Below are 26,468 nucleotides of genomic sequence, written 5' to 3'. Positions count from 1 at the left end.
GAAGGCGAGGCATCACTTTGATTCCGCCCTCGCAGGTTGCCCATTTTCGTCGGGCTATCGGTTCCACACACCCGCCGCGTTGCACGTCACTATCGACTCCGTTGTGGTCCTAAAAGCTTGATCCCGCACTGCCGGAGAGAAGGCAACCTTTAACAATAGGCAAGACGTGACCCGATCGGAAACAAGAATTTCTTGAAACGAAAACGCGTGGCACGTGGACTGTTTCTATCGGACGAGTCACTAAACGAATCGGCCGACGAGACCTTTCCATGCGCGAAAAGGTTATTTGCCGATGCTGCACGCTGCTGGTTTCATAGGTCAGCCCATCGACCTCAAGGAGGACACCATGAGTACCGTGCTCGAGCACCAGCAATCGCAATCCGACAATCATCAGGATCTTCGTGTACGCCGGTACAAGCCGTTGATCGGCGCGGTGATTGAAAACGTCGATCTATCGAAGCCACTGAGTGAAGAAAACCAGAAAACGGTGCGGCAGGCACTCGTCGACCACGGGGTGATCTTTTTTCGCGAGCAGACGCTTACGCCGGAACAGCACGTTGCGCTCGCGCGTATCTTCGGCAAGCCGATACGCAAGAACATTTACCTGCCGGCGGTCGCCGGCTTCCCGGAGATCGAGGTCATTGCCCACAGCGATAAAACGCAATCGGGCGGTACGGACAATTGGCACGTCGATGTTTCATGGCAAGTCCAGCCGCCCAAAGCCACCGTCCTTCACGCACAGGAGATTCCAGAGGGAGGCGGCGGCGATACGATCTGGAGTTCGTCGGCGGCAGTCTACGACTTGCTGGATCCCGATCTGGCCCGCTACTTCGAGAAGCTGAAGGCAGTGAATACCTTCCTTGCGTCGCCAAAGAGAAGCGCGTTGTCCGACCTGTTGAGCGGCTACGACGTCCCGGAAGGCACGAGCGAAAGCAGTGTGGAGGCAGGCATCGCCCGCGTACGCGATGCGTCGCAAAAATATCCGCCGATCGAAGTGCCCGTCATCAAGACACACCCGGAAAACGGTCGCAAGCTGGTGTTCGTCAATGAAGGTCATACGAGCCATTTGCTCGGCGTGTCGAAGACGGCCAGCCAGAGTCTGCTGAACTACCTGTATGACCTGATCAAGACGCCGGAAGTCCAGGCCAGGTTCGAGTGGCGTGCCGGCGATGTCGCGATCTGGGACAACCGTCAGGTGCAGCATTACGCAGCGCGAGACTACGGTTCGGCTCGCCGGCGAATTCACCGCGTCACGCTCGAGCACGACGGCGTTTTCTGACCGACACCCGCCCGCTTTCAAGGTCGGACCACGGACCACGGAGATCGAAGCATGAAGCAAACCGCCCGTCACGTGCGGCAGCGTGTTGCACGGTTGTTCTATACCTCGGGGGCCGTCATGAGCCTCGTGCTCTTTGGCACACCCGTGTTCGCGCAGACACCTGAGAAGCTCGAATTGCGCTATCAGGGGTGGGCCAGCAAGGTGCTGTATCCAGAGCTCGCCGAAGACCTCGGATACCTTGCGCCGATCAAGCTCAAATGGGTGGGCAACACGATCAGCGGGCCTCAGGACATCCAGGCCGCGGTGACGGGCGATGTCGACTTCGGCGGTGCGTTCAACGGCTCGATTGTGAAGCTGGTTGCAGCGCACGCGCCGGTCAAGGCGGTGATTTCTTACGTCGGTGCCGACAAGGAGACCAATGGCGGATTGTTCGTGCTGCAAGGCAGTCCGATCCACGATGCCCGCGATCTGATCGGCCGCAAGGTCGGCGTCAACACGCCAGGTGCGTATGAGCAGTACCTGGTGACGGCTTACCTCGAGAAGGCGGGCTTGTCCAAAGAAGAGATACAGAAGGTGGTGTTCGTTGCGGCGCCGCCGGTCAATCTCGCGCAGCTTCTCAAGCAGAAGCAACTCGATGCGGTGTTCCTCGAAGACATCATCAAGGACAAACTGCTCGCCGATGGCGGGGCGACGCTGTTGATCACGGACTATCAGCTATTCGGTTCCTTCGGTTACGCGAGCTATCTGTTCACCGATCAGTTTATTGCGCAAAACCCGAACACCGTACGGAAATTCGTCGATGCAACGGCACGCGCGATCGAATGGACCAGGAACTCACCTCGCGCGGAAGTCGTCGCGCGGCTCAAAAAGATCGTCGAAGCGAGGCATCGCAATGAAGATACGTCGATCGTCAATTACTGGAAATCAGCGGGCGTAGGCGGCAAGGGCGGCCTCATCAGCGCAGACGACTTCACGACGTATATCGACTGGTACGTGAAGAATGGCGTCCTGAAGGCGGGGCAGGTGAAGCCCGGGGACATCTATTCGAATCAGTTCAATCCGTTCAACCAGGCGGTGGCGGCCCACTAGGCAGCCACTGCAGCGAATCCCGGGGGCGGGCGAATATGGGTGCTTCAATCAGCGTACGCAACGTCGCGAAGGGTTTTCACCTCACGCGGCGCGGCCACTTCAGCGTGCTTGAAGACGTGACGTTCAAGGTGGCGGCGGGCGAATTCGTCGCGCTGGTCGGTCCAAGCGGCTGCGGCAAGACGACGTTGCTGGATCTGATCGCCGGCCTCGCCAGGCCGGATCGTGGGCAGATACTGGTCAACGACCACCCGATCGAGGGACCGGGGCTAGATCGCGGCGTCGTATTCCAGCAATATGCACTCTTTCCCTGGAAGACCGCACTTGGCAATGTCGAGTTCGGTCTGGAAGCAAAAGGCGTGGCGAGGGCGGAACGCAAAAGGCGTGCTCGCGCGTTCCTCGATCTGGTCGGTCTCGGTGGATTCGGTGACCGCTATCCGCATGAACTGTCGGGCGGGATGAAGCAGCGCGTCGCGATCGCTCGCGCGCTTTCTTTCGACCCGGATGTGTTGCTGATGGACGAACCCTTTGCCGCACTCGATGCGCAAACTCGCGAGACATTGCAGGACGAGTTGTTGCGCATCTGGCAACGCACGGGGACGACGATTGTGTTCATCACGCATTCAATCGACGAAGCCGTCTATCTGGGACAACGCGTCCTGGTGATGGCGGCGGCGCCCGGCCGCATCACCCATTCGCTCAACGTGCATCTCGAACGCGACAATCTCTCCGAAGACCTGCGTTCGGCGCCGGAGTTCGTGCGGCTCCGACACGACATCTGGCAACTGACGCACCAGCGCCGACCGACCTCAGGTGCGGCGCTCGTCCACGCGGCTTAACAGAGGGGCTGAGTCATGGGTACCTTATCGACCCGGATTACGGCTGCTAGCCCGCAGACCTCGGCGGTCATCGTGATGTTGCGGCGTATTTTGAGCAGCAGTGTCGCGATCGTTGTGTTCGGCGCCCTGTGGGAGATTTTGCCGCGGGTAGGGTGGGTCAATGCAACTTTTCTGCCGCCGTTTTCGACGGTGCTGGGTGCGTTGTTCGACATGACGCGTTCGGGCGAACTCTCCGAACATCTGTTTGCGAGCGCGGCGCGAGCGATCAGCGGCTTTGTGATTGCCGTGGCGATAGGCGTGCCGCTTGGTGTTGTCATCGGCTGGTATCGAACGCTTGCTGAGATTCTCAATCCGCTGCTCGAGCTGTTTCGCAATACGGCGCCGCTCGCGCTGCTTCCCGTGTTTGTATTGGTACTAGGCATGGGCGAGACGTCAAAGGTGTCGATGGTCGTCTACTCGTGCATCTGGCCGGTCGTGCTCAATACGGTGAGCGGAGTGCGCAACACGGATCCTTTACTGATCCGCTCCGCGCTTTCGATGGGGCTGACGCCGTTCCAACTGTTTCGCAAGGTAGTGCTGCCAGCGTCGGTCCCGACTGTATTTACGGGTATTCGCGTCGCAGGGGCGTACTCGATTCTCGTGCTGATCGCGGCTGAGATGGTGGGGGCGAAAGCGGGTCTGGGCTACCTCGTGAATTACTCGCAGTACACCTTCGAGATTCCGAAAATGTACGCCGGCATTCTGTCGCTCGCGCTACTCGGTCTTGCGTTCAATCATGCTGTATTGCTGGCGGAAAAACGGCTGACCGCGTGGCAGGGTGAACGCTGAGCGTTCCATGTCGTCGGGCAATCAGCGCGTCACTATGAGGAAAATCGGGCATGGCGGACAATGCGTCGAACAATAAGCGACCGCGCGTGACGTCGACGGATGGCGCAATTCGCCACGATATCGACGTGCTCGTGATCGGCGGTGGTCCCGCCGGCGCGTGGGCGGCCATCACTGCGTCCGCGAGCGGCGCACGAGTGGTTCTGGCGGACAAGGGCTTTTGCGGTACGTCTGGCGCAACCGCGCCTGCCGGCACAGGCGTGTGGTACGTGCCGCCTGATGAAGACGCGCGAGAACGCGCAAAAGCGAGCCGCTTCAAACTGGGTGGCGAACTTGCCGAGCAGGCATGGATGGATCGCGTACTCGAGCAGACCTGGATCAATGCGCAGCAACTGGCCGAGTGGGGCTATCCGTTTTCGGTCGATGAATCGGGCGAACAACGGCGCACGTCGTTGCAGGGACCCGAGTACATGCGGCTCATGCGCAAGCGTGTCAGGCAGGCGAATGTACGCATACTCGATCACAGCCCAGCGCTCGAACTGCTCGTCGATGCGCGTGGTGCGGTGGCGGGCGCCGCGGGTGTCGATCGTCAGGCGGGCGAGAGGTGGATCGTGCGGGCAGGCGCGGTGGTTATCGCGACGGGCGGGTGCGCGTTTCTCAGCAATGCGTTGGGCTGCAACGTTCTCACGGGCGACGGCCAGTTGATGGCCGCGGAAGCCGGGGCGGCGCTGTCGGGGATGGAGTTCTCGAATGCCTATGGTCTTGGGCCGGCGTTTTCATCGGTGACGAAATCGCTGTTCTACACGTGGGCCACGTTTTACTACCGGGATGGCTCGATGATTCCTGGCGCAGGCTCCTCGCATGGTCGCGGTGTGATTGCGCAAACCCTTCAGACTCAACCCGTGTATGCCTGCCTCGATCGCGCCGATGAACAGATTCGCAGATGGATGCGCACGGCGCAGCCAAACTTCTTTCTGCCCTTCGACCGGCTCGGGATCGACCCGTTCACGCAGCATTTTCCGGTCACGCTGCGCCTCGAAGGGACGGTGCGGGGAACCGGCGGTCTGCATCTGGTCGATCAGACGTGCGCGACGTCGGTCGAAGGCCTCTACGCAGCGGGTGACGCGGCCACGCGCGAACTGATCTGCGGCGGTTTTACCGGCGGCGGCAGCCATAACGCAGCGTGGGCGATGTCGTCCGGCTTCTGGGCCGGAGCAGGCGCCGCAGACTACGCCCGTTCACGAGGGCGCGTGAGCCGTCAGGCCACGGTGTGGCGGGCGGGGGGAGCAGGGCTTCGCGACGGCGGCGGCACCGCGCCGTACGACAGCGATGACGTGATTCGCTGCGTGCAGCGGGAGGTGTTTCCGACCCAGCGCAACTGGACGCGTCAGGGCGATCTACTCGACGACTCGCTCTCGCGGCTCGATGCGTTGTGGCATCGCGTGCGCCGCGCCGCTCCGGCGCGAAGCGCGCTTGACGCAGTGCGGGCGCGGGAAGCGGCGGCGATGCTCGCCACGTCGCGCTGGATGTATCGTAGCGCGCAGCAACGCACGGAGACGCGCGGGATGCATCGACGGCATGAGCACCCCTTGCTTGATCCGTCACAGGGGCACCGGCTGTTGAGCGGCGGATTGGACGAGGTCTGGATCGACAGACTGGCCGTGTCGCGATCCGCAACCCATGCGGAAGGGGTGACCGCATGATTGAGATCGTCGATGCCGGGCGCTGCACCGGCTGCAATATCTGCGTGCGGGCATGTCCTACCAATGTGTTCGACACCGTGCCCGATAGGCCGCCGCGCATCGCTCGTCTGAGTGATTGCCAGACCTGCTTCATGTGTGAACTGTATTGCCCCGAAGATGCTCTGTTCGTTGCGCCCCAGGTCGAGGCGACTTCGGCAGGCGGAGGCGGCAAGCCGGTATTTGGGCAATATCGGTGGGCGATCGGCTGGGGTCGCGAAAAGCGGTCGACCGCGAACGAGGATGCGAGCTACGAGTTGTTGGTCCGCGCGCATTGAAGGCGCGCCGTGGTTGAGCGCTATGACACGTGTCACACGCCGAGATAGGCTTCCTTGACGCGTTCGTGGGTGGCGAGCGCCGTCGTGTCTCAGCTCAAAACGCAGCGGCCTTCGCTGAGGAGATAACCTCTGGAATACACCTCGAACGCCATATATGCATTCTGTTCAGCGAACAGGATTGCGGTGCCTTCGTGCGCCAGTTGTGCGATCACAAGACACGATCGACATCGATGGTCAGCAGCTTTGGCAGGTCCGACTTTCCAGGTTCAACCCCCAACGGTTGCGAACGGTGGCATACGGTGAATTCGGCTGAACGCGTATAGCCGGGCACGAGCTGCCCCGCACGGCTCCGAGGAAACCCTCCGTTGGATTTTGGCTTTGCGATCATGCCTCGGATAGTGACAGGGGATTTCATTGCCCTTCCTCGAATGATTACTGGTTTGATCAATCATGTTGTTGTCGCAAGGCATCTGGAGGCCTAGTCTTCTGGCGAACGCATCGACACGTCGCCGATCACCGCTCCTCTTGACCTTTCCCGTAACGCCGTAACATTGTCGACACCGTTCAGTTGCTCGAACTCCTGTTGCGCTTCCTGCCAGAGAGGGGCCGCCTTTTGTGCAGGCGCCGTCCCTCCTTGGTGAGTTCGACAAGGCGGCTTCGGCCGTCCGTAGGCGATGGACGTGATCGTGACGAAGCCGTCGCGTTCCAGGAAGCCAACCATTTTCCCCATCGCCGTTCTTTCGATGTCGCGCCGTTGGGCAAGGGCGTTGACAGGGGTACTTCTCACCTCGTTCAGGGCGGCCAAGGTGAGGAATTGCGTGATGCGCAGACCCGTGGGCTCAAGATGGCTATCGTAGAGTCGGGAGATCTGCCTGCTCGCTTTCCTCACGGCGAAGCAGTTGCATTGATCGATTCCAAGCGGCTGGTTGACCGGCAACAGCTGACTGCGGCTCTACCAGCTTACACCCAGCACTTTGCTGACTGAACAGCACGGTGCAAGCGGGAAACATTCGACTGTCCGCAACGTGCTTAGGTCTCGCGAAGTGGTACGCAATGTGCAAGGGTTAATCGCATGGCGAGGCTTCATGGAGGCGCGCCTTCACCCCGGAGAACTCATGGCCACTTTGAATCAATCTGAAACAACCCAACCCGTCATCGGCTTCGCTTCTCTGTCCCGCGGTGCGGACTACGAGCAACTGTCCGCGCGTTTCAGGCCGATCTTCCAGAAGATCGCGGATGGAGCGCTCGATCGCGAGCAACGACGCGCTTTGCCGTATGACCCTATCAAGTGGCTCAAGGAGGCAGGCTTCGGCGCCGTTCGCGTACCGGTCGAACACGGTGGCGCAGGCGCATCTTTGCCCGACCTGATCCGTTTGCTTATCGAACTGGGTGAGGCAGATTCAAACTTACCGCAGGCGCTTCGCGGGCATTTTGCCTTCGTGGAAGATCGGCTCAATGCTCCAGCGGACGCAAACCGCGAGCGCTGGTTTGCACGTTTCGTTGCGGGCGAGATCGTCGGTAACGCGTGGACCGAGGTCGGGAATGTCTCGATCGGCGAAGTGCAAACCCGCGTCAAGCGTGATGGCGAACGCTGGATCGTCACGGGAGAGAAGTACTACTCCACGGGGACCATCTTCGCCGATTGGATCGATGTGTTCGCCCAGCTCGACGACGATGGGCGCAACGTCATCGCAGCGGTCCGCACCGACCAGCCCGGCGTCACTCGCAGCGACGATTGGGATGGCTTCGGGCAGCGCTCGACGGGCAGCGGCACCACCCGTTTCGACTCCGCTCTCGTCGAAGCGGAAGACATCATCGATTTCTCGACCCGCTTCAAGTATCAGACTGCGTTCTATCAGCTCGTCCTGCTGGCCGTACTGACTGGTGTGGGCCGGGCCGCGCTGCGCGACGTCTCGCAGGAAGTCCGTTCTCGCCGCAGGATTTTCAGCCATGGCAACGCACCGTCGGTCGCCCGGGATGCACAGGTGCAGCAGGTCGTCGGCGAGATAGGTGCCCGCGTTTTCGCGGCCGAGGCGGCTACCATTCAGGCGGCCGAGGCGGCCCAGCGCGCTTACGAGGCACGTTTCAGCGGCAATGCCCAGGCTGAGCACGAAGCCAACATCTCGGCGGAGCTCGACTCGGCGCGCGCGCAAGTCGTTGTCACTGAGCTGATTCTCAAATCGACGACCGATCTGTTCAACGCGCTTAGCGCCTCCGGCACCAGCGAGGCCCGCCGGCTCGATCGCCACTGGCGTAACGCCCGTACCGCGGCATCGCACAACCCGCTCATCTACAAAGCGAGGATCGTCGGTGATTGGGAAATCAACCGGACCGAGCCGCTCTATGTGTGGCAGATCGGGGCGGGGCCGACCCAAACGGAATCGGCCGCGCAGGAGTCCGTCGCCTAGCGCGGGTCGGGCGGAACACGAACGGAAGCTAGCCGCGTGATGCGCGGCTACGTTCGCCTCGCGCTATTTGAGTGCGGCAATCTCCTTCGCCCGAATCAACCTTGCCCGCAGCACGTTACGACTGATCCCCAGCAGCCTCGCAGCCTGAATCTGGTTGCGGTGGCTGTACTCATATGCAACCCTGATGACGGTATCCTCGATGTCCTCAAACAGATGTTCACGTTGGGTCTCGAGAAGGTCTCGCAAAGCGGCTTCGAGGGCCTGCTGTGCGTCCTGTGGCAATGCTTCGGGACGTGGCAGGTAACCGGCTGCGGGTGCCGCAAACGCCGCAAGCTGTACGTCGCTTTCCTGCAAAGTATCGTGACGACCCACCAGCAGCGCGTGATGAATGACGTTTTCCAGCTCCCGGATATTGCCGGGCCAGCGATGCGCGAGCAGTCTGCATTCTGCTTGTGGCGCGATCTCGCGCGGTCCATAGCCGAGACGACCGCGGTAGTCGTCGATGAAGTAGCGCGCCAGCGGCAGGATATCGCCGGGTCGCTCGCAAAGCTTCGGGACATCCAGCTGAACGACGTTAAGCCGATAGTAAAGGTCACCCCGAAAGTGCCCGGCGGCCACCGCCTGCGGCAGATGCACGTTGGTCGCGGCGAGCACGCGCACGTCGATCGGCAGGCTCTGTCTCGAGCCGAGCCGCACGACCTCCCGCTCCTGCAGCACGCGCAACAGTTTGACCTGCATCGACAGCGGCAGGTCGCCAATCTCATCCAGAAACAGCGTGCCGCCATTCGCTGCTTCAAACCAGCCGGGCTTCGCGCTGAACGCACCGGTGAACGCGCCTTTCTCGTGCCCGAACAGTTCGCTCTCGACCAGCGTCTCGGAGAAAGCACCGCAATTGACCGCGACAAACGGTTTGTCCTTACGTTGACTCAGCGCATGCACGTGACGGGCAATCAGTTCCTTGCCGGTACCCGTTTCACCGGAGATCAGAATGTTCGCGTCACTCGGCGCCACCATTTGCACCCGTTCGAGTAGAGCCAGCGAGCGCGGATCGACAAACACCTGCGCGCGTCCTCGAATGGACGTGCTCAGCCCGCGCGGATTGGGCAGGCTATATACATGGGGCAGCGCGCCAGCGGGCGAGACCGGGTCAGCGAGGCCGTTGCCCCAAGCGTCGGTAAGAGAGGAGTTCATGAGTAGAAGCTCGGCGTCGGATAGGTTCGCTTGAGGGCCCACTCGCCAATTTCCCGCATCTTGTAGGCAAGCGGATCGTGCAACGTATGAGTGCGCAGATTGCGCCAGTAGCGGTCCAGCCGAAGCGAGCCGTGCGTCGCTCGTGCTCCGGCGACATCGAACATCCGCGTACAGATGTCGAGGCCCGTCTGCGCGGCGGCGACTTTCGCGGTTGCGACTGCCAGCGCGACTTCGCCGCGTTCGGTCTCGCTCAGCGTGCTGCCCCGGGCCCATGCGCTGTCGAGCCGGTCAGCGGCCCGCGCGGCCAGCGTCCGCACGGCTTCGAGTCCGACCCAGAATTCGCCGTACTGGCCGAGTATGTAGGGATCGTCGCCAACGCTTGCGAGCTTCGACGCGGGCCACGGGCGCGCTTCATTCAACGTGTAATGCCGTGCGTCTTCGAAGGCGGCTTCGCTGATGCCGAGGTAGACATGCGCAAGGATCAACTGCGCGATAAGCGGTCGTAAGCATGCGAACGGCGTTGACAGCGGGCCGGGCTCGACGAGCACTTCATGATGATCGACCCGGACTCTTTCGAAGGTCACGGTCCCGCTGTCGGTCTGTCGCTGTCCAATGTTGTCCCAGTCGTCCGCGACTGCGATGCCGCTGCGTTGCGTAGGCACGGCGGCTACCAGAAACGCGTTCGTCTGGGCGTCGCGCGCGGACGCGATCAGCATTTCCGAATCGAGCGCTCCCGAACAGAAACTCTTCTGGCCGGAGAACTCGAGCCAGTCCTCGCGGGTCCGGCTGATCGTACGGTCGTCGAGCGGATTGAGTGCATTGCCCCAGAACCAGTCGTGCCGGGCCGTTCTTTCGAACCATGATCCCCACTGCTTCTCGGTTCCGAATAGCCGTACCGTCGCGAGCATCAGATGATGAAACGCGAACACGTGCGCAAGCGAGCCGTCGACGCCAGCAATGATGCGCACAACGTCAAGGGTTGTGCGCCAACTCGCGCCTCGTCCGCCGTATTCAGACGGAATGCTGAGGGCCAGCAGACCACTGGCGCGAAGCGCATCGCGCTCCAGTTTTGGCGTGCCGCCGCGTTGATCCCGTTCGACCGCGGTCAGCGAGAAGCGGGCGGCGAGATCAGCGGCGATCTGCTGTGGCGTCGAGTGCGATCGAGCGTTCTCATGCGCGTGCTGCACCGATGGTTGCGGCTCTTCGTGCGTTGCTGGACTGGAGGCGAGATGGGCCATCTGTATGGACTGGACCCGCCGCTCCACGACAGAGCCCGCTTAAGGCCCGACCGTGCAATGACGCTGGTCCAGATTGCTGATCGAGCAGCAAGTGTTCCATCTCCGCTGCGGTGCTGGAAGCATTGATTTCTGATATTCAAAGTCCAAATGCTGCTTGCGCAGCGGCACGGTGTCAAAGAGGTTCCATACCCGTCGCGGAGTTGCTGACTCAGGAGCAATCCGCTGACCTGCTGCTGCTTCGCCAGCAGTTGCTGGCCGCGTAATCCTGATGCCACGCCAGCAAGAACGCCGGCAATCCCCGCGCGAACCCGCGTGTGTGCGTGTGCGCATCGTCGCGACGAAAAACTGGTATGTGTTGTGCTGTTCACGCCCCGGTATCGATTTTCCGATCATCAAGGGAGAAAAATCCGGATGAAGCACCTGGGCGCAGAAACGAATCAGAAGGATGGCTTGTGGCGGAACGCGTTGGAGCACGTGCTAAAGGCGCTCGCGTCGAGCGCGGTGGAGCGGGATCGCAGCGGTGGCACTGCTCGCGCTGAACGGGCACTGCTTCGAGACAGCGGCTTGCTCCGCCTGAGCATACCCGCGAAGTTCGGCGGGTTTGGCGAGAGTTGGGCGGTCACGCTCGACGTGGTCCGACAGATCGCGCAAGTGGATGGCTCGCTCGCCCATCTGTTTGCGTTCCACCATCTTCAGCTCGCGACGGTTCACCTGTTTGGCCATCCTGAACAAATAGAGCGTTGGCACACCGACACCGTCAAGCACAGCTGGTTCTGGGGCAACGCGCTCAACCCTTTGGATCCCAACACACGTGCGTCGGCCGGCCATGATGGAGCGTGGATTTTCAGCGGCCGCAAGAGCTTCTGCTCGGGCGCGTCGGACTCCGATCAGCTGCTCGCGTCGGCTTTCGATCCTTCGGGTCGCCTGTTGATTGCCGCGATCCCGACGAGTCGGAGTGGCATTTCCGTGCTCGACGACTGGGACAACATCGGACAGCGCCAAACGGATAGCGGCACCGTGCTGTTCGACCAGGTTCTCGTCGAAACCGATGATCTGCTGGACAGGCCGGGGCCTCTGTCGAGTCCGTTCGCCTGCTTGCGCCCGTTGCTGGCCCAGTCGATTCTGGCCCATGTTTATCTAGGCCTGGGCGAAGGCGCGCTGCAAGCCGCCCGGACCGCAACCCTTGCCCAGACCCGGCCATGGATCTCATCGACGGCCGAACGGGTCAACGAGGATCAGTACGTACTCGCGCGCTACGGTGATTTCTGGCTTGAACTCGAGGCGGCACGAGCGCTGGCCGAACGTGCCGCAGTTGGTTTCGACGCCGCATGGCGACGGGGCCTTCCGTTGACCGAATCCGAGCGCGGTGAAGTAGCGATCGCAGTCGCGGCGGCGCGTGTGGCAGCCGCGCGCGCGGGGCTCGATGTCGCGCACCGGATGTTCGAAGTAACGGGGGCTCGCTCGACTGCCGCCGCGCTGCGGCTCGACCGCTTCTGGCGCAATCTGCGCGTGCACACGTTGCATGATCCGATCGACTACAAGGTCCGCGACCTGGGCAATTGGGCGCTCAACGAAAGCATTCCCAAACCGTCGTTCTATTCATAGCCGAATTGCTGCTGTTTGCCCAGCAGCACACCACAAGCAGATTGCTCGGCAGCGTTCATACGCTCGATGAATATGCTTTGCGTTAAAGGCGAATTGCCTGTCGCATCAATCTTAAAAGGCCGTTCATGCCTGATTGCCGGGGTTTTCAGCGGTAGTCGGGAGACACATCGCAATTGGCATATTGCTTGCCTTATATCAACCGGCACCGTCGCTCGATCGAATTCCTGAGAGCACGGTGCGTTTCGAGGATTAGAGGAATTGTTATGACCACACCATTGCGTATCGTCGCGGTTTCGGGAAGCTTGCAACAACCTTCGAGAACGCGTGCACTTACCGTCAGTTTGCTCACGGGGCTCGAGCGTGCACTCGTAGCCGAAAAGCGCGACGTGCAATCTCACCTCGTCGATCTTGGTGAAATCTCTGAATCGCTCGCGCGTACGTTTTCGCGAGCGAGTGCCCCGCGCGAGCTGGAGGCCCATTTGCGAGCGATCGAAACAGCCGATGCGCTGATCGTTGCGAGCCCGGTGTACCGCGCATCCTATACGGGGCTCTTCAAGCACCTTTTCGATCTGGTTCATCACGAAACGTTGTTCGACGTGCCAGTACTGCTTGCCGCCACCGGCGGCAGCGAGCGGCATGCGCTGGTGATCGACCACCAGTTGCGACCACTGCTGAGCTTTTTCCAGGCCCATACGCTTCCTGTCGGCGTGTACGGATCCGAGGCGGATTTCCATGACTACCGCGTCAGCAGTCAACTGTTGAGCGCGCGCATCGCGCTCGCGATCGAGCGTGCCGCGCCGCTCGTCGCTCAACGGCCGCGCCGTACCGATGTCCAGATCGCAGCATGACACCCCCTATAGCTCCATTCCTCTTTCGACGAGATCTACTTCCATGACACATACCCCGTCCACCTCGCAAGACGCCGTCAAATTCGCTTACTGGGTACCCAATGTAAGCGGCGGCCTGGTCGTCAGCACGATCGAACAACGCACCGACTGGAGCCTTGAATACAACCAGCGTCTCGCCCAGACAGCGGAACGGGCAGGCTTCGATTACGCGCTGAGTCAGATCCGTTTCACGGCCGGCTACGGCGCCGAGCATCAGCACGAGTCGGTCTCGTTCAGCCAGGCGTTGCTGCACGCCACGACCCGTCTCAAGGTACTTGCCGCGATTCTTCCCGGACCGTGGAACCCCGCGGTGGTCGCCAAGCAGCTCGCGACGATCGATCACATCTCCAATGGCCGTATCGCGATCAACGTCGTTAGCGGCTGGTTCAAGGGTGAATTCACTGCGATCGGCGAACCCTGGCTCGAGCACGATGAACGGTATCGACGTTCGAAGGAATTCATTCAGGCGCTCAAAGGGATCTGGACGCAGGACAAGTTCACGTTCAAAGGCGACTTCTACCGCTTCAACGACTACACGCTGAGTCCGAAGCCGCTGCAAAAGCCGCACCCCGAGATCTTTCAGGGTGGCAGCTCGCGCGCTGCTCGCGACAACGCAGCGAGCGTGTCCGACTGGTATTTCACGAACGGTAATACGCCCGAAAACCTCAAAGCCCAAATCGACGACATTCGGACCAAGGCCGCCGCGAACGGGCATCAGGTGCGCATTGGCGTGAATGCGTTCGTGATCGCCCGTGACACGGAAGCCGAAGCGCGAGCGGTGCTCGACGACATCATTGCCAACGCGCATGTGGAAGCGGTCCATGCGTTCGGCGACGCGGTCAAGCAGGCCGGTAGCGCATCGCCTGAAGGCGAGGGCAACTGGGCGAAATCCACGTTTGAAGATCTGGTGCAGTACAACGACGGCTTCCGCACCAACCTGATCGGTACGCCGCAGCAGATCGCCGAGCGCATCGTTGAACTTAAGGAAATCGGCGTCGACCTGGTGCTGACCGGCTTCTTGCACTTCATCGAGGAAGTCGAATACTTCGGCGCCAAAGTGCTGCCGCTGGTTCGTGAACTGGAGAGCCGTCGTCAGCCGGCCCTGGCATGACGCAGACGACTACCCCGGCAGCGCCGTTGCTCGCCCTTGAACACATCTCGCTGTCGTTCAAGGGCGTCAAGGCGATCACCGACATTGGCTTCTCCGTGGCGCGCGGAGAAATCTGCGCGCTCATCGGTCCGAATGGCGCAGGCAAAAGTTCGCTTCTCAACGTGATCAATGGCGTGTATCGGGCACAGCAGGGAGTCGTTCGATTTGACGGCCTCGCGTATCGACGCATCGATCCTTACCGCGCCGCTCATTTGGGGATCGCGAGAACTTTCCAGAGTCTCGCGCTATTCCGGCGCATGAGCGTGCTCGACAACGTGCTGACGGGACGTAGTCTGCATCGGCGCAGCAGTTGGATCGAACAGGTGTTGCGCGTCGGGCGCGCGCGCCGGGATGACGCGGAGCAACGCAGGTATGCGAGCGAGGTGATCGAGGCATTGAAGCTGGAGCGCTACCGCGACGCCGCCGTGGGCACGCTGCCTTACGGGTTGCAGAAGCGCGTCGAACTGGCTCGTGCAGTCGCCGCGAAACCCCGTCTTCTGCTGCTCGACGAGCCAATGGCGGGCATGAATGCCGCTGAGAAGCAGGGGATGGCTCGCACGATACGCGACGTCAACTCGCAGTTCGGCGTCACCGTAGTACTGATCGAGCATGACATCGGCGTCGTGATGGGACTGTCCGATCATGTCGTGGTGCTGGACTACGGCAAAAAGATCGCGGACGGCACGCCCGAGCAGGTCCGCACGAATGAGGACGTGCTGGCGGCCTATCTCGGCACGCGTCACCACGCGAGCGCATCAGTCCACGCTTGAGGAGCCATTCGATGGAGTTTTTTGTGGAAGTGCTGGTGGGCGGCCTGCTTGCCGGCACGATGTATTCGGTCGTGGCGATCGGCTTCGTGCTGATTTACAAGGCTTCGGGGATCTTCAATTTCGCCCAGGGAGCGCTGGTGCTGTTTGGCGCGCTGACCTATGTGTGCCTTGTCGAACGCGGGGTCGCGCCGTGGCTCGCGATCCTGATCACGCTGGCGGCGCTGGTGGTCATCGCGGTGCTGACCGGACGACTGGTGCTGCGGCCGCTCGTCAATCGTCCGCCGATCACGTTGTTTATGGCGACGCTCGGCCTGAGTCTGATCCTGGAGGGCGCCGCACAACTGCTTTGGGGAGCACAGGTGCACGGGCTGGATCTGGGTATCGACGACAAGCCGTTGCATCTGGGCGGCGTCATGATCAGTCAGTTCGACCTGTTTGCGGCGGCTGTCGCCGGCGCATTGGTGATCGGGCTCAGCGTGTTGACCCGCTATTCGCGCCTTGGCCTGAAGCTACGCGCGGTCGCCGACGATCCGCTGGCCGCGCTCGCGGTCGGGGTGCGGCTTCCACAGGTATGGGCAATCGTCTGGGCACTGGCCGGCTTCGTGAGCCTCGTAGCGGGACTACTGTGGGGCGCGCGTCTGGGCGTGCAGTTCTCGCTGTCGCTGGTGGTCCTGAAAGCACTGCCGGTTTTGATCATCGGCGGATTTTCGTCAATCACTGGCGCGATCGTCGGCGGACTGCTGGTGGGCGCTAGCGAAAAGCTCGCTGAGGTTTATCTCGGCGCAGTCATCGGCGACGGCATCGAGAACTGGTTCCCTTATGTAATCGCGATGCTTTTCCTGCTCGCTCGCCCGGCTGGCCTGTTCGGCGAACCGGCGGTGGAACGCGTTTGATGGAGACAAGATGGAACTGACCCGCACAACCTTCGACGCGCGACGCGCGGATCTCAAGCGCTGGCTGACGCCGTTCTCGCTCGTACTGGTAGCGTTCGTGGCCGTGCCGTTGGTCTCCAACGATTATTGGCTCAACGCGATCCTCGTCCCATTCCTAATTCTTTCATTGGCAGGGTTGGGGTTGAACTTCCTGACCGGATATGCCGGGCAGTTGTCGCTCGGTTCGGCCGCCTTTATGTCGGTGGGAGCCTACGCGGCTTATAACCTGCTGGTCCGGCTACCCGCGCTGCCGTTGCCTGTTGCACTGCTGCTGGGTGGCCTCGTCAGCGCGGCAGTAGGGGTGCTGTTCGGTTTGCCGAGCCTGCGCATCCGCGGCTTCTATCTGATCGTTTCGACCCTGGCCGCGCAGTTTTTCGTGGTCTGGATTTTTACTCGCGTCAGTTGGTTCTCCAATAACGATACGTCGGGCGTGCTTAGCGCGCCGCGCCTTGCAATCGGCTACTGGCAAATCGATACACCGGCCGCACGCTATCTGTTCGTGCTCGGCGTCGTGGTGGTGCTGTTCCTGCTCGGCGCGAGTGTCGTGCGCAGCGATCTCGGCCGCCGCTGGATGGCGGTGCGCGATATGGATATCGCCGCACGCGTGATCGGCATTCCGGTCGGACGGAGCAAGCTGCTTGCGTTCGCGCTCAGTTCCTTCGTGCTCGGCATAGCGGGAGCGCTTTGGGCATTCGCCTACCTCGGTACGGTCGAGCCGGACGGCTTCAGTCTGAATCTGTCGTTTCAGGTTCTGTTCATCATCATTATCGGCGGCATGGGCAGTATCAGCGGCAACCTCTACGGCGCTGCATTCATCGTTTTGCTACCGATCTTGCTGTCGAATGCCGCGACCGCGCTCGCACAGATCGGCATTGGGGCCGACCAGTTGCAGAACCTGCAAAAGATCATCTTTGGCACCTTGATCATCGTGTTTCTCATCAAGGAACCCGACGGTCTCGCCCGACTCGTTCAGGTTGGGCGCCGCGGCCGAACGAGACGACCGCAAGGGCGCTAACACAGTCTTTCCTGAATCTTCGCAGCTTTCGACTCATCAATCAGACGGAAAACATCAGAATGGCTAATTACATTACTCGACTCAACGCCGGTGGACCTGGCAAACTTGTGCGCCTGTTCGCGGCGAGCGTGGCACTCGCCGGTTTGGCGATATCGCAGGCGCATGCGGGCGGAACCGAATATTTTCCGCTACAAAGCTATCGGGTTGGACCGTATGCAGCGGGCGGTACGGGATTCTTCGGCGGCTTCATCGACTACATGAAGTTGATCAATGCTCGCGACGGCGGGGTCAACGGCGTCAAGCTGGTCTGGAAAGAGTGCGAAACGGAGTACGTGGTCGAGAAGGGTGTCGAGTGCTACGAACGTCTGAAGAACAGTGGTCCGGACGGCGCACCGACCGCGGCAACCAATCCGTTATCGGTCGGCATTGCCTACGCAACACTCGACCGGTCGACCGCGGACAAGCTGCCGCTGATCACGATCAATCATGGCCGGACCGATTCGACGGACGGCGCGGTCTTCCCGTATGTGTTTCCGCTGCAGCTCAATCCGTACAGCGAGGTGTCGGCGATCGTGAACTACATTGGACAGCGCTCGGGCGGGTTGCAGCAGCTCAAGGGCAAGAAGATTGTCGTTCTGTACCACGGCTCGCCGTACGGACGCGAGACGATTCCGGTGGTCGACCTGCTCGCGAAACAGTACGGTTTCGAGGTCACGCAGATCGAAGTACCTCATCCGGGTAACGAACAGGGCTCGCAGTGGCTGAAGATCCGCCAGATCGCGCCCGACTGGGTGATCTTGCGCGGCTGGGGTGTGATGAATCCGGTGGCGCTGAAGAGCGCTCAGAAGGTGGGTTATCCGACCGATCACATCATCGGCAATATCTGGAGCAATTCGGAAGAAGACGTTCGACCCGCGGGTGACGCGGCGAAGGGCTTCATTTCGATCACGACACACCCGTCCGGAACTGAATATCCGGTGCTTCAGGCGATCAACCAGTACGTGATCAAAGCCGGTAACGGCGATCTGAAAGATCCGGCACGCTTCGGCACGGTCTACTACAACCTTGGCGTCGTGAACGGGATCCTGAATGTCGAAGCGCTGCGCACCGCGCAGAAGAAGTTCGGCAACAAGCCGCTGACCGGCGAACAGGTCCGCTGGGGCTTTGAACATCTGAACCTCGATGACGCACGCCTCAAACAGCTGGGTGCGCTCGGCCTCGTCCAGCCTTTGAAGCTGACCTGCGAGGACCACGAAGGCGGCGGAGCGGTGCGCTTCCAGCAATGGGACGGACAACACTGGAAGGTCATCAGCGACTGGGTCCAGGCGGATCGCACGCTGTTGCGGCCGATCATCGAGAAATCGGCGAATGCTTACGCGAAGGAAAAAGGCATCACGCCTCGCGACTGCCAGAAGGAGCTCTAAGCGATGGCCGCCGCCCGATTGCTCGAAGCGACCTCGGTTGTCGTGTCATGGCAGCAGATCATCGTCGCTTTGCACGACGTGTCGCTGCACGTCGACGCCGGCGAGATCGTCGCGCTGCTCGGCGGCAACGGCGCCGGTAAGACGACCACGCTGAAAGCAATTTCGCGCCTGCTGCATGCCGAACGCGGCGAGATGACATCGGGACGCATTGCGTTCAATGGCGTCGACATCGCCCGCGATGAGCCGTGGCGACTCGTCGAGCGCGGCCTTGTGCAGGTCCTCGAAGGGCGCCGCTGCTTCGGCCATCTCAGCGTCGAGGAAAATCTGCGTCTTAGCGGATTCGTGAGGCGTGGCCGGCGCGCGGACATCGAGGCGGACCTCGAGCGGATCTATGCGACCTTCCCGCGGCTGAAGCTGCGCCGAAAGCTGCCGGCCGGCTACGCGTCGGGCGGCGAGCAGCAGATGGTCGCGATCGGGCGCGCGCTGATGGCCAGACCGACGCTGGTTCTGCTTGACGAACCGTCGATGGGCCTGGCTCCGCAGATCGTCGAGGAGATCTTCGAGATCGTGGCCGCACTCAATCGCGACGGCGTCAGCTTCCTGCTTGCCGAGCAGAACGCAACCGTCGCGCTGCGCTATGCCCACCGCGGTTACGTGTTGGAGAACGGCGCGGTGGCCGCGCAGGGCAGCGCCGCGCAACTGCTGGACCTGGACACGTTGCGCGATGCTTACCTGGGCCGGGCCGAGCGGCGTCCCGAGCAGTGCTCTTCCACTTCCGCATTAACACTTTGATGAATCCCGACATCTTCTGGTTTTTGCCCACTTCGGGCGACACGCGCTATCTCGGCGAGTCGTCGAGCGGACGAGCGCCGACCATGGCCTATCTCGGCGAGATCGCGGTCGCTGCCGACCTGCGCGGCTACGACGGCGTGCTGATTCCCACCGGCAGCGGCTGCCTCGATCCTTGGGTGGTCGCGGCGAGCGTCGCACCGCTGACGCGGCGCCTGAAATTCCTCGTCGCGTTACGGACTTCGCTCGGCGGTCCAAGCGCAGCCGCGCGCGCGACGGCGACACTCGATGCGGCGACCGGCGGACGCTTGCTGCTCAACGTGGTGCCGGGCGGCGACGCGGCGGAACTCGCCGCCGACGGCGTGTTCCTGTCGCACGATGAGCGCTACGAAGCGGCGAGCGAATATCTGACGATATGGCGCCGCTTGCTGGCAGGCGAAACGGTGGATTTCGAAGGCCGTTATCACCGGGTCGTCGGGGCGCAGAACTTCTTTCCTCCCGCCCAGTCTCCGCATCCGCCGCTTTACTTCGGCGGCTCGTCGCCGGCAGCGCACGCGCTGGCCGCCGAGCACGTGGACGTTTATCTGAGCTGGGGTGAGCCCCCACAGGCAGTCGCGCAAAAAATCGCCGATGTCCGGGCCCGCGCCGCCGCACACGGCCGCACCGTGCGATTCGGCGTGCGCCTGCATGTGATCGTGCGCGAGACGACCGACGAGGCGTGGGCGGCGGCCGACCGGCTGATCCGCTATCTGGACGACGAGACGATCGCGCGCACGCAAGCCCGGCAAGCGGTAATGGACTCGGTCGGCCAGCAACGAATGGCCGCGTTGCATCAGGGGCGGCGGGATCGTCTCGAGGTGAGTCCGAATCTGTGGGCAGGCGTCGGACTGGTGAGGGGCGGGGCGGGGACTGCGCTGGTCGGCGATCCGCAGATCGTCGCCGAGCGGTTGCGCGAGTACATGGAGATCGGCGTCGACCGGTTCGTGCTGTCTGGCTACCCGCATCTGGAGGAGGCCGTGCGCTTCGCGGAACTGGTGTTTCCGCTGATACCGGGCAAGCGCGCGATTACCGAATCGAGCAGAACCTATACCGGCAGTCCATTCGACGTGCGCGGTTTGAGTGCGCAAGCCGGGCCGCCGGAGGTATCTGATCGAGTGACCGCGAAGAGACCTTGAGCGACTGGCATAGTGGAGCGTTGTTGCGATCAAGAGAGCGAAGGTGCGCACGACCTGAAGAGGTGCGGATCAATAGATCGTAGAGAGCGGCTGACCGCCGCGCAAATAACATGGAACGCTGTCTTTATCGCGCACGCATGTGCGCGTGCCGCTCTGCGAGGCTGTCGCATCTCGCGCCCGCTGCAAGCATTGAGCTTGATGAGCGCCCCAGGGCTGCGACGTTTTTCATAAAGTGCTTATTCCACCGCCCCGCCGGACTCTGACACCTCCATTCCATTTGCCGATCTTTAGAAATGAAATTTGATTGGTTCTGCTGCCCCTACCACCTGGCTCATGATCGCTTCTGATGGCTTCTGATGGCTATAGACGGTTTGCCGCGCTGTGGCGGCAATTTCCATCACCAAGGAGGCGACATGACAGCAGTACTCGAACAACGACCGGTCCACGCAGTGCTCGAGACGGCACGCGAAAAGGCGGCAACGGCAGGGCTCCCGTATGCCGGCGGCGTCGCGCCGCAGGACGCATGGGCGCTTTTCTCCAGTGGCGCTGCGCTGCTGGTGGATGTGCGAACGGCAGAGGAGCGCAAGTTCGTCGGCCATGTGCCGGGCACGGTGCACGTGCCGTGGGCGACGGGCACGAGTCTCACGCGCAATCCGCGTTTCGCGCGCGAGCTCGAAGCGAAAGCCGGCAAGGACGCGGTCGTTCTGCTTTTGTGCCGCAGCGGTAATCGCTCGGCGCTGGCGGCCGAAGCGGCGGCCAAGGCGGGCTTCACGCAGGTTTTCAACGTGCTGGAAGGTTTCGAAGGGGATCTGAACGACGGCCAGCATCGCGGCGCGGTGAATGGCTGGCGCTTTCACGATCTGCCATGGGTGCAGGACTAGCGCGAGCGGGTCTGCGTCTTCGGGTATGCACGCGCGTCGCGCAACGAGGCGCAGCAGCCTGACAAGCCGCTTGCCGGTAGTCAAAAACAAGGAGCATGGCAGTGGCGGCATTCGATATCGACGACATCGCCGGATCGTTACAGACGGTCCGGCAACAATGGCGTGACGTGCAGCGTCGCGCGCTGGAGCCAGGCGGCCGCGATCTGCCGTCGCGCGACGCACTCGCAACCGTCATCGACGCGCTGAAGGGCGCGCTGTTTCCCATGCGGCTCGGGCCGCCCGACCTGCGACAGGAAAGTGAAAACTTCTACGTCGCGCACGCGCTCGATGCAGCGTTGAACGGTCTTCTGGCGCAGGCGCGGCTCGAACTGCAATACGCGGCACGGCGCGAAAGAATCGATGGCGATGCGATAGAAAGCCGCGCGATCGAAGCGATCCGCGCATTCTCGCGGCGCCTGCCCGCGATTCGCTCGCTGCTCGATACCGACGTGATCGCGGCGTACCACGGCGATCCCGCGGCCGGCAGCGTCGACGAGGTGCTGCTGTGCTATCCCGGCGTGCTCGCGATGATTCATCATCGGCTCGCTCACGAGCTCTATGGCCTTGGCCTGCCCTTGCTCGCGCGGATCGTCGCCGAACTCGCGCATGCGCAAACCGGTATCGACATTCATCCGGGTGCGCGAATCGGCTCAGGCTTTTTTATCGATCACGGCACCGGTGTCGTGATCGGCGAGACCTCCGTGATCGGCGAGCGGGTGCGCGTGTACCAAGCGGTGACGCTCGGCGCGAAGCGTTTTCCGCTCAACGAGAACGGTCACCCGGAGAAGGGGCTCGCGCGCCATCCGATCGTCGAGGACGACGTCGTCATCTACGCGGGCGCGACGATTCTTGGCCGTGTGACGATCGGACGTGGCGCGACGATCGGCGGCAACGTGTGGATCACGCACGATGTCGCGCCGGGATCGCACGTCAGCCAGGCGGTACTGCGCAGTGAATCGGCGCGAGCGGCGGCGCCGGCCGCCAACGCGATATCGGCGGAGGTACCGGGATGACAGCACTTGTGCGCGACTTCGGGGCGACGGTGCGGTCCTTGCGCGAAGCGCTGTCGTGGTCGCAGGAGCAGCTTGCCGAGCACGCGGGGCTAAACCGGTCGTATGTCGGCGAGATCGAACGGGGTAGTGCGATCGCGTCGATCGTTACGGCCGACAAGCTGGCGCGCGCGCTCAACGTGCCGATCGCGACGCTGCTGTGCGCGTCGTCGACGGCCGATGCGTCCACGTACGAGCGGGGCGCCGCGTCATCCCGGCTTCCCGCCTGATCGTTGCGTTCCAGGATTGAATCCAAAGTGCTTCACGGGCACAGGTAAGCCGCGTCGCGACGGGAAGCAGGGCCGGTTGCACGCGTGATGATGGCTATAGCATGTTGAGCCAGTATTTGAGTCTCCTGATAATTCCCTGCCGTCATAAGCATTCCCGTTTTTCTTCTATAAACCTGGAGCCTTCGTATGTCGACGTCAGCGAGCGGCCAGACCGCGCTTGGCGATAACGCAGCACGGCAACTAGCCAACGCCACCAAAACAGTCCCGCAGCTTTCCACCATCACGCCACGCTGGCTGACCCATCTGCTTCAATGGGTGCCCGTCGAGGCGGGCATCTATCGTCTGAACCGTGTGAAGGACCCTGAAGCCGTTCAGGCCGCCTGCACCGCGCGCGAAGATGAAAGCACGCTGCCCACGACCTACGTTCCGTACGAGGAAAATCCGCGCGAGTACTTTCTCAATGCGGTTAGCACGGTGCTCGACGTGCACACGCGCATCTCCGATCTGTACAGCAGTCCGCACGATCAGATCAAGGAACAGCTGCGTCTGACGATCGAGACGATCAAGGAAGTGCAGGAAAGCCAGCTCATCAACAATCCGGACTACGGTCTGCTCGCGAACGTCGATGAAGAACAGCGCATATTTCCGCTGACGGGCGCACCGACCCCGGACGATCTCGACGAGTTGCTGACGAAAGTCTGGAAGGAGCCGGCGTTTTTCCTCACGCATCCGCTCGCGATCGCGGCGTTCGGCCGCGAGTGCACGCGCCGCGGCGTACCGCCGCCGACGGTCAGCCTGTTCGGCTCGCAGTTCATCACGTGGCGCGGCGTTCCGCTCATTCCGTCGGACAAGGTGCCGGTCGCCGATGGCAAGACGAAGATTCTGCTGGTGCGGGTCGGCGACAAGCGTCAGGGCGTGGTCGGTCTCTATCAGCCGGGCGTCGCGGGAGAGCAGGGTCCGGGGCTGTCGGTGCGTTTCATGGGCATCAACAACCAGGCGATCGCGTCGTATCTGATCTCGCTGTATTGCTCGCTCGCCGTTCATTCACCCGATGCGCTCGCAGTGCTCGACGACGTAGAGATCGGCAAATACCATGACTATCCAGACACCTACCGGTAGTCCGCTCAGCGCGGGGGCGTCGTCGGTGGTGCCGCCGTCCGTGTTGCCGGCGGGAATGCCTGATCCGGCGCTGCTCGCACGCCTCGCGACCGAGTTCTTCAGCGCGTTGCCGGGCGGCGCGTCTACCCCGGAGGTGTCGGCAGGTAGCGGCGCGGTTGGCGGAGTCGCTTCGGCGTTGCCGGCGGCCGCGCCAATACTGTCGTCGCTCGGCAATCCGGCTCCGGCGGGTTCGCCGCTCGCCGGTCCCGGTGGCACGGGCACGGGTGTGCCAGGCCTGTCATTGCCGCAAGGCAAGGTGCCGGGTGCGAATTTGCTGCCTTCGGCGCCCACGCATGTGCTGTCGCTTGGCAACCGCGCTCCGGCGCTGGTGCCGCACGCGGCCGCGCAGAACGGCCTGCCCGACAATGTCGCGATGATTGCGCCCGCGCTCGAGCCGCGCGCCGGTGGAACGGCGCTTGGCGTGCCGCCGGTGCTGGACGGGGCGTCAGGCACTGCGGGCAGTGCGCAGCATCTGGCCGCGTCATCACAGCCACCCGCGCAAGACCGCGTGGCGTCCGCGTCGCCCTACTATTTCATGCAGGCGCCGGCGCATGGCTGGTCGCGTCCCGATCAGCAGATCGCGGTACCCGCGAGCGGCGCTGCCGCACCCGGTTCATTCGGACTTCCTGGCGAGGACGAGTTGCGCGAGTTGCTGTCGATTCATCGCTTCGCGCCGGTTGACGATCCGCTTGGTTTGCCTCGTGGCGGCGCGCCGTACTTCGTCGAGGGCACGCAGGGCAACGCCGATTCACGCGCGCTCGCGGCAGGCACACCGGCAGGCCGCCCGCCGTTCGACGTCAACGCGATTCGCCGTGATTTTCCGATTCTTCAGGAGCGCGTGAACGGCAAGCAGCTGATCTGGTTCGATAACGCGGCGACAACGCAAAAGCCGCAGTCCGTGATCGACCGGCTCGCGTATTTCTACGCGCACGAAAACTCGAACATCCATCGCGCCGCGCATACGCTCGCGGGCCGTGCGACGGATGCATACGAAGACGCCCGCAGCAAGGTGCAGCGCTTCATCGGCGCGTCGTCGCCGGACGAGATCGTGTTCGTGCGCGGCACGACCGAGGCGATCAACCTGATTGCGAAGACGTGGGGCGTAAGTAACGTCGGCGCCGGCGATGAAATCGTCGTGTCGCATCTCGAGCATCACGCCAATATCGTGCCGTGGCAGCAACTCGCGGCGCAAACGGGCGCGAAGCTGCGCGTGATTCCCGTCGACGATTCGGGGCAGGTGCTGCTCGATGAATACCGCAAGCTGCTGAATGACCGCACCAAGATCGTTTCGGTTACCCAGGTATCCAATGCGCTCGGAACGGTGGTGCCGGTGCGCGAGATCGTCGAACTCGCGCATCGGGTAGGGGCGAAGGCGCTCGTGGACGGCGCGCAGTCGGTCTCGCACATGCGCGTCGACGTGCAGGCGCTCGACGCCGACTTCTTCGTGTTCTCGGGTCACAAGATCTTCGGTCCGACGGGCATCGGCGTGGTCTACGGCAAGCGCGCGATTCTCGACGACATGCCGCCATGGCAGGGCGGCGGCAACATGATCGCCGACGTGACGTTCGAGCGCACGGTGTTCCAGCCGCCGCCGAACCGCTTCGAGGCAGGCACCGGCAATATTGCCGACGCGGTGGGACTCGGCGCCGCGCTCGACTACGTTGAGCGCGTCGGCATCGAGAATATCGCGCGCTATGAGCACGATCTGCTCGAGTACGCGACGCATGCGCTCGCGCCCGTCGCGGGGGTGAGGCTCGTCGGTACCGCGCGCGACAAGGCGAGTGTGCTGTCTTTCGTGCTGAAGGGCTATGAAACCGAAGAGGTTGGGCGTGCGCTGTCGCAAGAAGGTATCGCGGTGCGCTCGGGACATCACTGCGCGCAGCCGATCCTGCGTCGTTTTGGACTGGAAGCGACGGTGCGTCCTTCGCTGGCGTTCTACAACACGTGCGATGAAGTGGACGCGATGGTGTCGGTGATTCGCCATCTGTCCGCACGGCGGGCCTGAACGGTCCGGCATCTGTCGTGCTCTTACGCGAGGCATGGCGCCAACCGGCGTCGTGCCTCGCGCCTGCTGAAGCGACATCGCAGCGGCCTCGAACTTCATCCCCGTTTCGCCCGTCGATCGTTGGGCCTGCTCTTATTTCCCGCCGCTCGCGACGCGGGCAGGTCAGGCATTTCTGATTCTTTAAGTACGCCGGTTTTCCTGCACGGTTTGCATCCTGCGTCAGCATGCTCGCGATCGTGATGGCAGACTTGGCCGTCGCTGTATCCTCAGTTGCGCACGGGGCTTGTGCAGATTCGCGTGGTGCCCGTCGCACAGCGAAGGCACAGTGCGTTTTCATTGCAGACACGCGAATAACGTAAGCGCAAATCGGTTGTTATCTGCGGCAACCCACGTCCCTATACTGGCACGCTGCCCTGTCGATGAACGTCGACGTCTGGGACACGTTTGCCGGTCTGCCTGTCCAGCATGAGGAACGA

Annotated in this window: 23 protein-coding genes and 1 pseudogene; 21 read left to right on the top strand and 3 right to left on the bottom strand. The window is 62.3% G+C overall.

Features of this window, described 5'->3' with window-relative positions; translation table 11 throughout:
• Positions 1-292: 292 nt before the first annotated feature.
• From EVC45_RS23640 to EVC45_RS23615, 6 genes are all read left to right on the top strand, one after another.
• Entirely contained in the window at positions 293-1,279 is a 987-nt protein-coding gene (locus EVC45_RS23640; RefSeq protein WP_248295233.1) for a TauD/TfdA family dioxygenase, read from the top strand.
• A gap of 51 nt (positions 1,280-1,330) precedes the next feature.
• Positions 1,331-2,368 carry an ABC transporter substrate-binding protein gene (locus EVC45_RS23635; protein ID WP_129960641.1) on the top strand — a complete coding sequence of 346 codons (1,038 nt, stop codon included), beginning with the start codon at positions 1,331-1,333 and terminating at the stop codon, positions 2,366-2,368.
• Positions 2,369-2,403: 35 nt separating this feature from the next.
• Positions 2,404-3,204 carry an ABC transporter ATP-binding protein gene (locus EVC45_RS23630; RefSeq protein ID WP_129960640.1) on the top strand — a complete coding sequence of 267 codons (801 nt, stop codon included), beginning with the start codon at positions 2,404-2,406 and terminating at the stop codon, positions 3,202-3,204.
• Between the two features lie 75 nt (positions 3,205-3,279).
• On the top strand, positions 3,280-4,032 hold the full coding sequence (locus EVC45_RS23625; RefSeq protein WP_373683056.1) for an ABC transporter permease: 753 nt from the start codon (positions 3,280-3,282) through the stop codon (positions 4,030-4,032).
• Between the two features lie 50 nt (positions 4,033-4,082).
• Positions 4,083-5,732 (top strand): FAD-binding protein, encoded by a 1,650-nt coding sequence (locus EVC45_RS23620; RefSeq protein WP_129960638.1) that lies wholly within the window; start codon positions 4,083-4,085, stop codon positions 5,730-5,732.
• The gene (locus tag EVC45_RS23615; RefSeq protein WP_129960637.1) at positions 5,729-6,046 is read left to right on the top strand and encodes a ferredoxin family protein; all 318 of its coding nucleotides are present in this window, start codon (positions 5,729-5,731) and stop codon (positions 6,044-6,046) included. The genes EVC45_RS23620 and EVC45_RS23615 overlap by 4 nt, the downstream gene beginning before the upstream one ends.
• 478 nt (positions 6,047-6,524) lie before the next feature.
• Here the strand turns inward: EVC45_RS23615 and EVC45_RS23610 are convergent.
• Positions 6,525-6,986, bottom strand: a pseudogene (locus EVC45_RS23610) (MarR family winged helix-turn-helix transcriptional regulator).
• A gap of 175 nt (positions 6,987-7,161) precedes the next feature.
• On the opposite strand from EVC45_RS23610, the gene EVC45_RS23605 reads away from it, so the two are divergent.
• On the top strand, positions 7,162-8,454 hold the full coding sequence (locus tag EVC45_RS23605) for an acyl-CoA dehydrogenase family protein (protein WP_129960636.1): 1,293 nt from the start codon (positions 7,162-7,164) through the stop codon (positions 8,452-8,454).
• 63 nt (positions 8,455-8,517) lie between these two features.
• Here the strand turns inward: EVC45_RS23605 and EVC45_RS23600 are convergent, their stop codons facing one another.
• Together EVC45_RS23600 and EVC45_RS23595 are read right to left on the bottom strand one after the other, a co-directional pair.
• The gene (locus tag EVC45_RS23600; protein WP_129960658.1) at positions 8,518-9,645 is read right to left on the bottom strand and encodes a sigma-54-dependent Fis family transcriptional regulator; all 1,128 of its coding nucleotides are present in this window, start codon (positions 9,643-9,645) and stop codon (positions 8,518-8,520) included.
• Positions 9,642-10,883 (bottom strand): acyl-CoA dehydrogenase family protein, encoded by a 1,242-nt coding sequence (locus EVC45_RS23595; protein WP_211193467.1) that lies wholly within the window; start codon positions 10,881-10,883, stop codon positions 9,642-9,644. The genes EVC45_RS23600 and EVC45_RS23595 overlap by 4 nt, the downstream gene beginning before the upstream one ends.
• Before the next feature lie 411 nt (positions 10,884-11,294).
• Here EVC45_RS23595 and EVC45_RS23590 point away from each other — a divergent pair, with 411 nt between their 5' ends.
• The 14 genes from EVC45_RS23590 (at position 11,295) to EVC45_RS23525 (ending at position 25,992) form a co-directional block, all read left to right on the top strand.
• The gene (locus tag EVC45_RS23590) at positions 11,295-12,488 is read left to right on the top strand and encodes an acyl-CoA dehydrogenase family protein (RefSeq protein WP_129960635.1); all 1,194 of its coding nucleotides are present in this window, start codon (positions 11,295-11,297) and stop codon (positions 12,486-12,488) included.
• Between the two features lie 263 nt (positions 12,489-12,751).
• A complete protein-coding gene (gene msuE / locus EVC45_RS23585; protein WP_129960657.1) occupies positions 12,752-13,336 on the top strand; it encodes an FMN reductase in 585 nt (194 codons plus the stop codon).
• 43 nt (positions 13,337-13,379) lie between these two features.
• On the top strand, positions 13,380-14,486 hold the full coding sequence (sfnG, locus tag EVC45_RS23580) for a dimethylsulfone monooxygenase SfnG (RefSeq protein WP_129960634.1): 1,107 nt from the start codon (positions 13,380-13,382) through the stop codon (positions 14,484-14,486).
• Complete coding sequence (locus tag EVC45_RS23575) at positions 14,483-15,295, top strand: ABC transporter ATP-binding protein (protein ID WP_129960633.1); 813 nt, start codon at positions 14,483-14,485, stop codon at positions 15,293-15,295. Before sfnG ends, EVC45_RS23575 begins: the two co-directional genes overlap by 4 nt.
• Positions 15,296-15,306: 11 nt before the next feature.
• Entirely contained in the window at positions 15,307-16,188 is an 882-nt protein-coding gene (locus tag EVC45_RS23570; RefSeq protein WP_129960632.1) for a branched-chain amino acid ABC transporter permease, read from the top strand.
• 10 nt (positions 16,189-16,198) lie between these two features.
• Positions 16,199-17,242: a branched-chain amino acid ABC transporter permease gene (locus tag EVC45_RS23565; protein WP_129960631.1), complete on the top strand. Its 1,044-nt coding sequence runs from the start codon at positions 16,199-16,201 to the stop codon at positions 17,240-17,242.
• A gap of 59 nt (positions 17,243-17,301) precedes the next feature.
• Positions 17,302-18,666 carry an ABC transporter substrate-binding protein gene (locus EVC45_RS23560; RefSeq protein WP_211193466.1) on the top strand — a complete coding sequence of 455 codons (1,365 nt, stop codon included), beginning with the start codon at positions 17,302-17,304 and terminating at the stop codon, positions 18,664-18,666.
• Between the two features lie 3 nt (positions 18,667-18,669).
• A complete protein-coding gene (locus EVC45_RS23555) occupies positions 18,670-19,458 on the top strand; it encodes an ABC transporter ATP-binding protein (RefSeq protein WP_129960630.1) in 789 nt (262 codons plus the stop codon).
• Positions 19,458-20,630 (top strand): FMNH2-dependent alkanesulfonate monooxygenase, encoded by a 1,173-nt coding sequence (gene ssuD / locus EVC45_RS23550; RefSeq protein WP_129960629.1) that lies wholly within the window; start codon positions 19,458-19,460, stop codon positions 20,628-20,630. The genes EVC45_RS23555 and ssuD overlap by 1 nt, the downstream gene beginning before the upstream one ends.
• A 413-nt stretch (positions 20,631-21,043) precedes the next feature.
• Positions 21,044-21,511 carry a rhodanese-like domain-containing protein gene (locus tag EVC45_RS23545; RefSeq protein WP_129960628.1) on the top strand — a complete coding sequence of 156 codons (468 nt, stop codon included), beginning with the start codon at positions 21,044-21,046 and terminating at the stop codon, positions 21,509-21,511.
• 101 nt (positions 21,512-21,612) lie between these two features.
• Positions 21,613-22,563, top strand: coding sequence for a serine O-acetyltransferase EpsC (gene epsC / locus EVC45_RS23540; RefSeq protein ID WP_129960627.1), 951 nt, complete (start codon positions 21,613-21,615; stop codon positions 22,561-22,563).
• Positions 22,560-22,829, top strand: a complete 270-nt coding sequence (locus EVC45_RS23535) for a helix-turn-helix domain-containing protein (RefSeq protein WP_129960626.1) — start codon at positions 22,560-22,562, stop codon at positions 22,827-22,829. Before epsC ends, EVC45_RS23535 begins: the two co-directional genes overlap by 4 nt.
• Before the next feature lie 186 nt (positions 22,830-23,015).
• The gene (locus EVC45_RS23530; protein WP_129960625.1) at positions 23,016-23,948 is read left to right on the top strand and encodes a family 2A encapsulin nanocompartment shell protein; all 933 of its coding nucleotides are present in this window, start codon (positions 23,016-23,018) and stop codon (positions 23,946-23,948) included.
• A complete protein-coding gene (locus tag EVC45_RS23525; protein WP_129960624.1) occupies positions 23,923-25,992 on the top strand; it encodes a family 2A encapsulin nanocompartment cargo protein cysteine desulfurase in 2,070 nt (689 codons plus the stop codon). Before EVC45_RS23530 ends, EVC45_RS23525 begins: the two co-directional genes overlap by 26 nt.
• Positions 25,993-26,468 lie beyond the last annotated feature (476 nt).

The sequence above is a fragment of the Paraburkholderia sp. UYCP14C genome (genome assembly GCF_004197395.1).
GTDB lineage: Bacteria > Pseudomonadota > Gammaproteobacteria > Burkholderiales > Burkholderiaceae > Paraburkholderia.
Note: the sequence above shows the minus strand (reverse complement) of the source record. Positions and strands in the feature narration are given on the sequence as shown.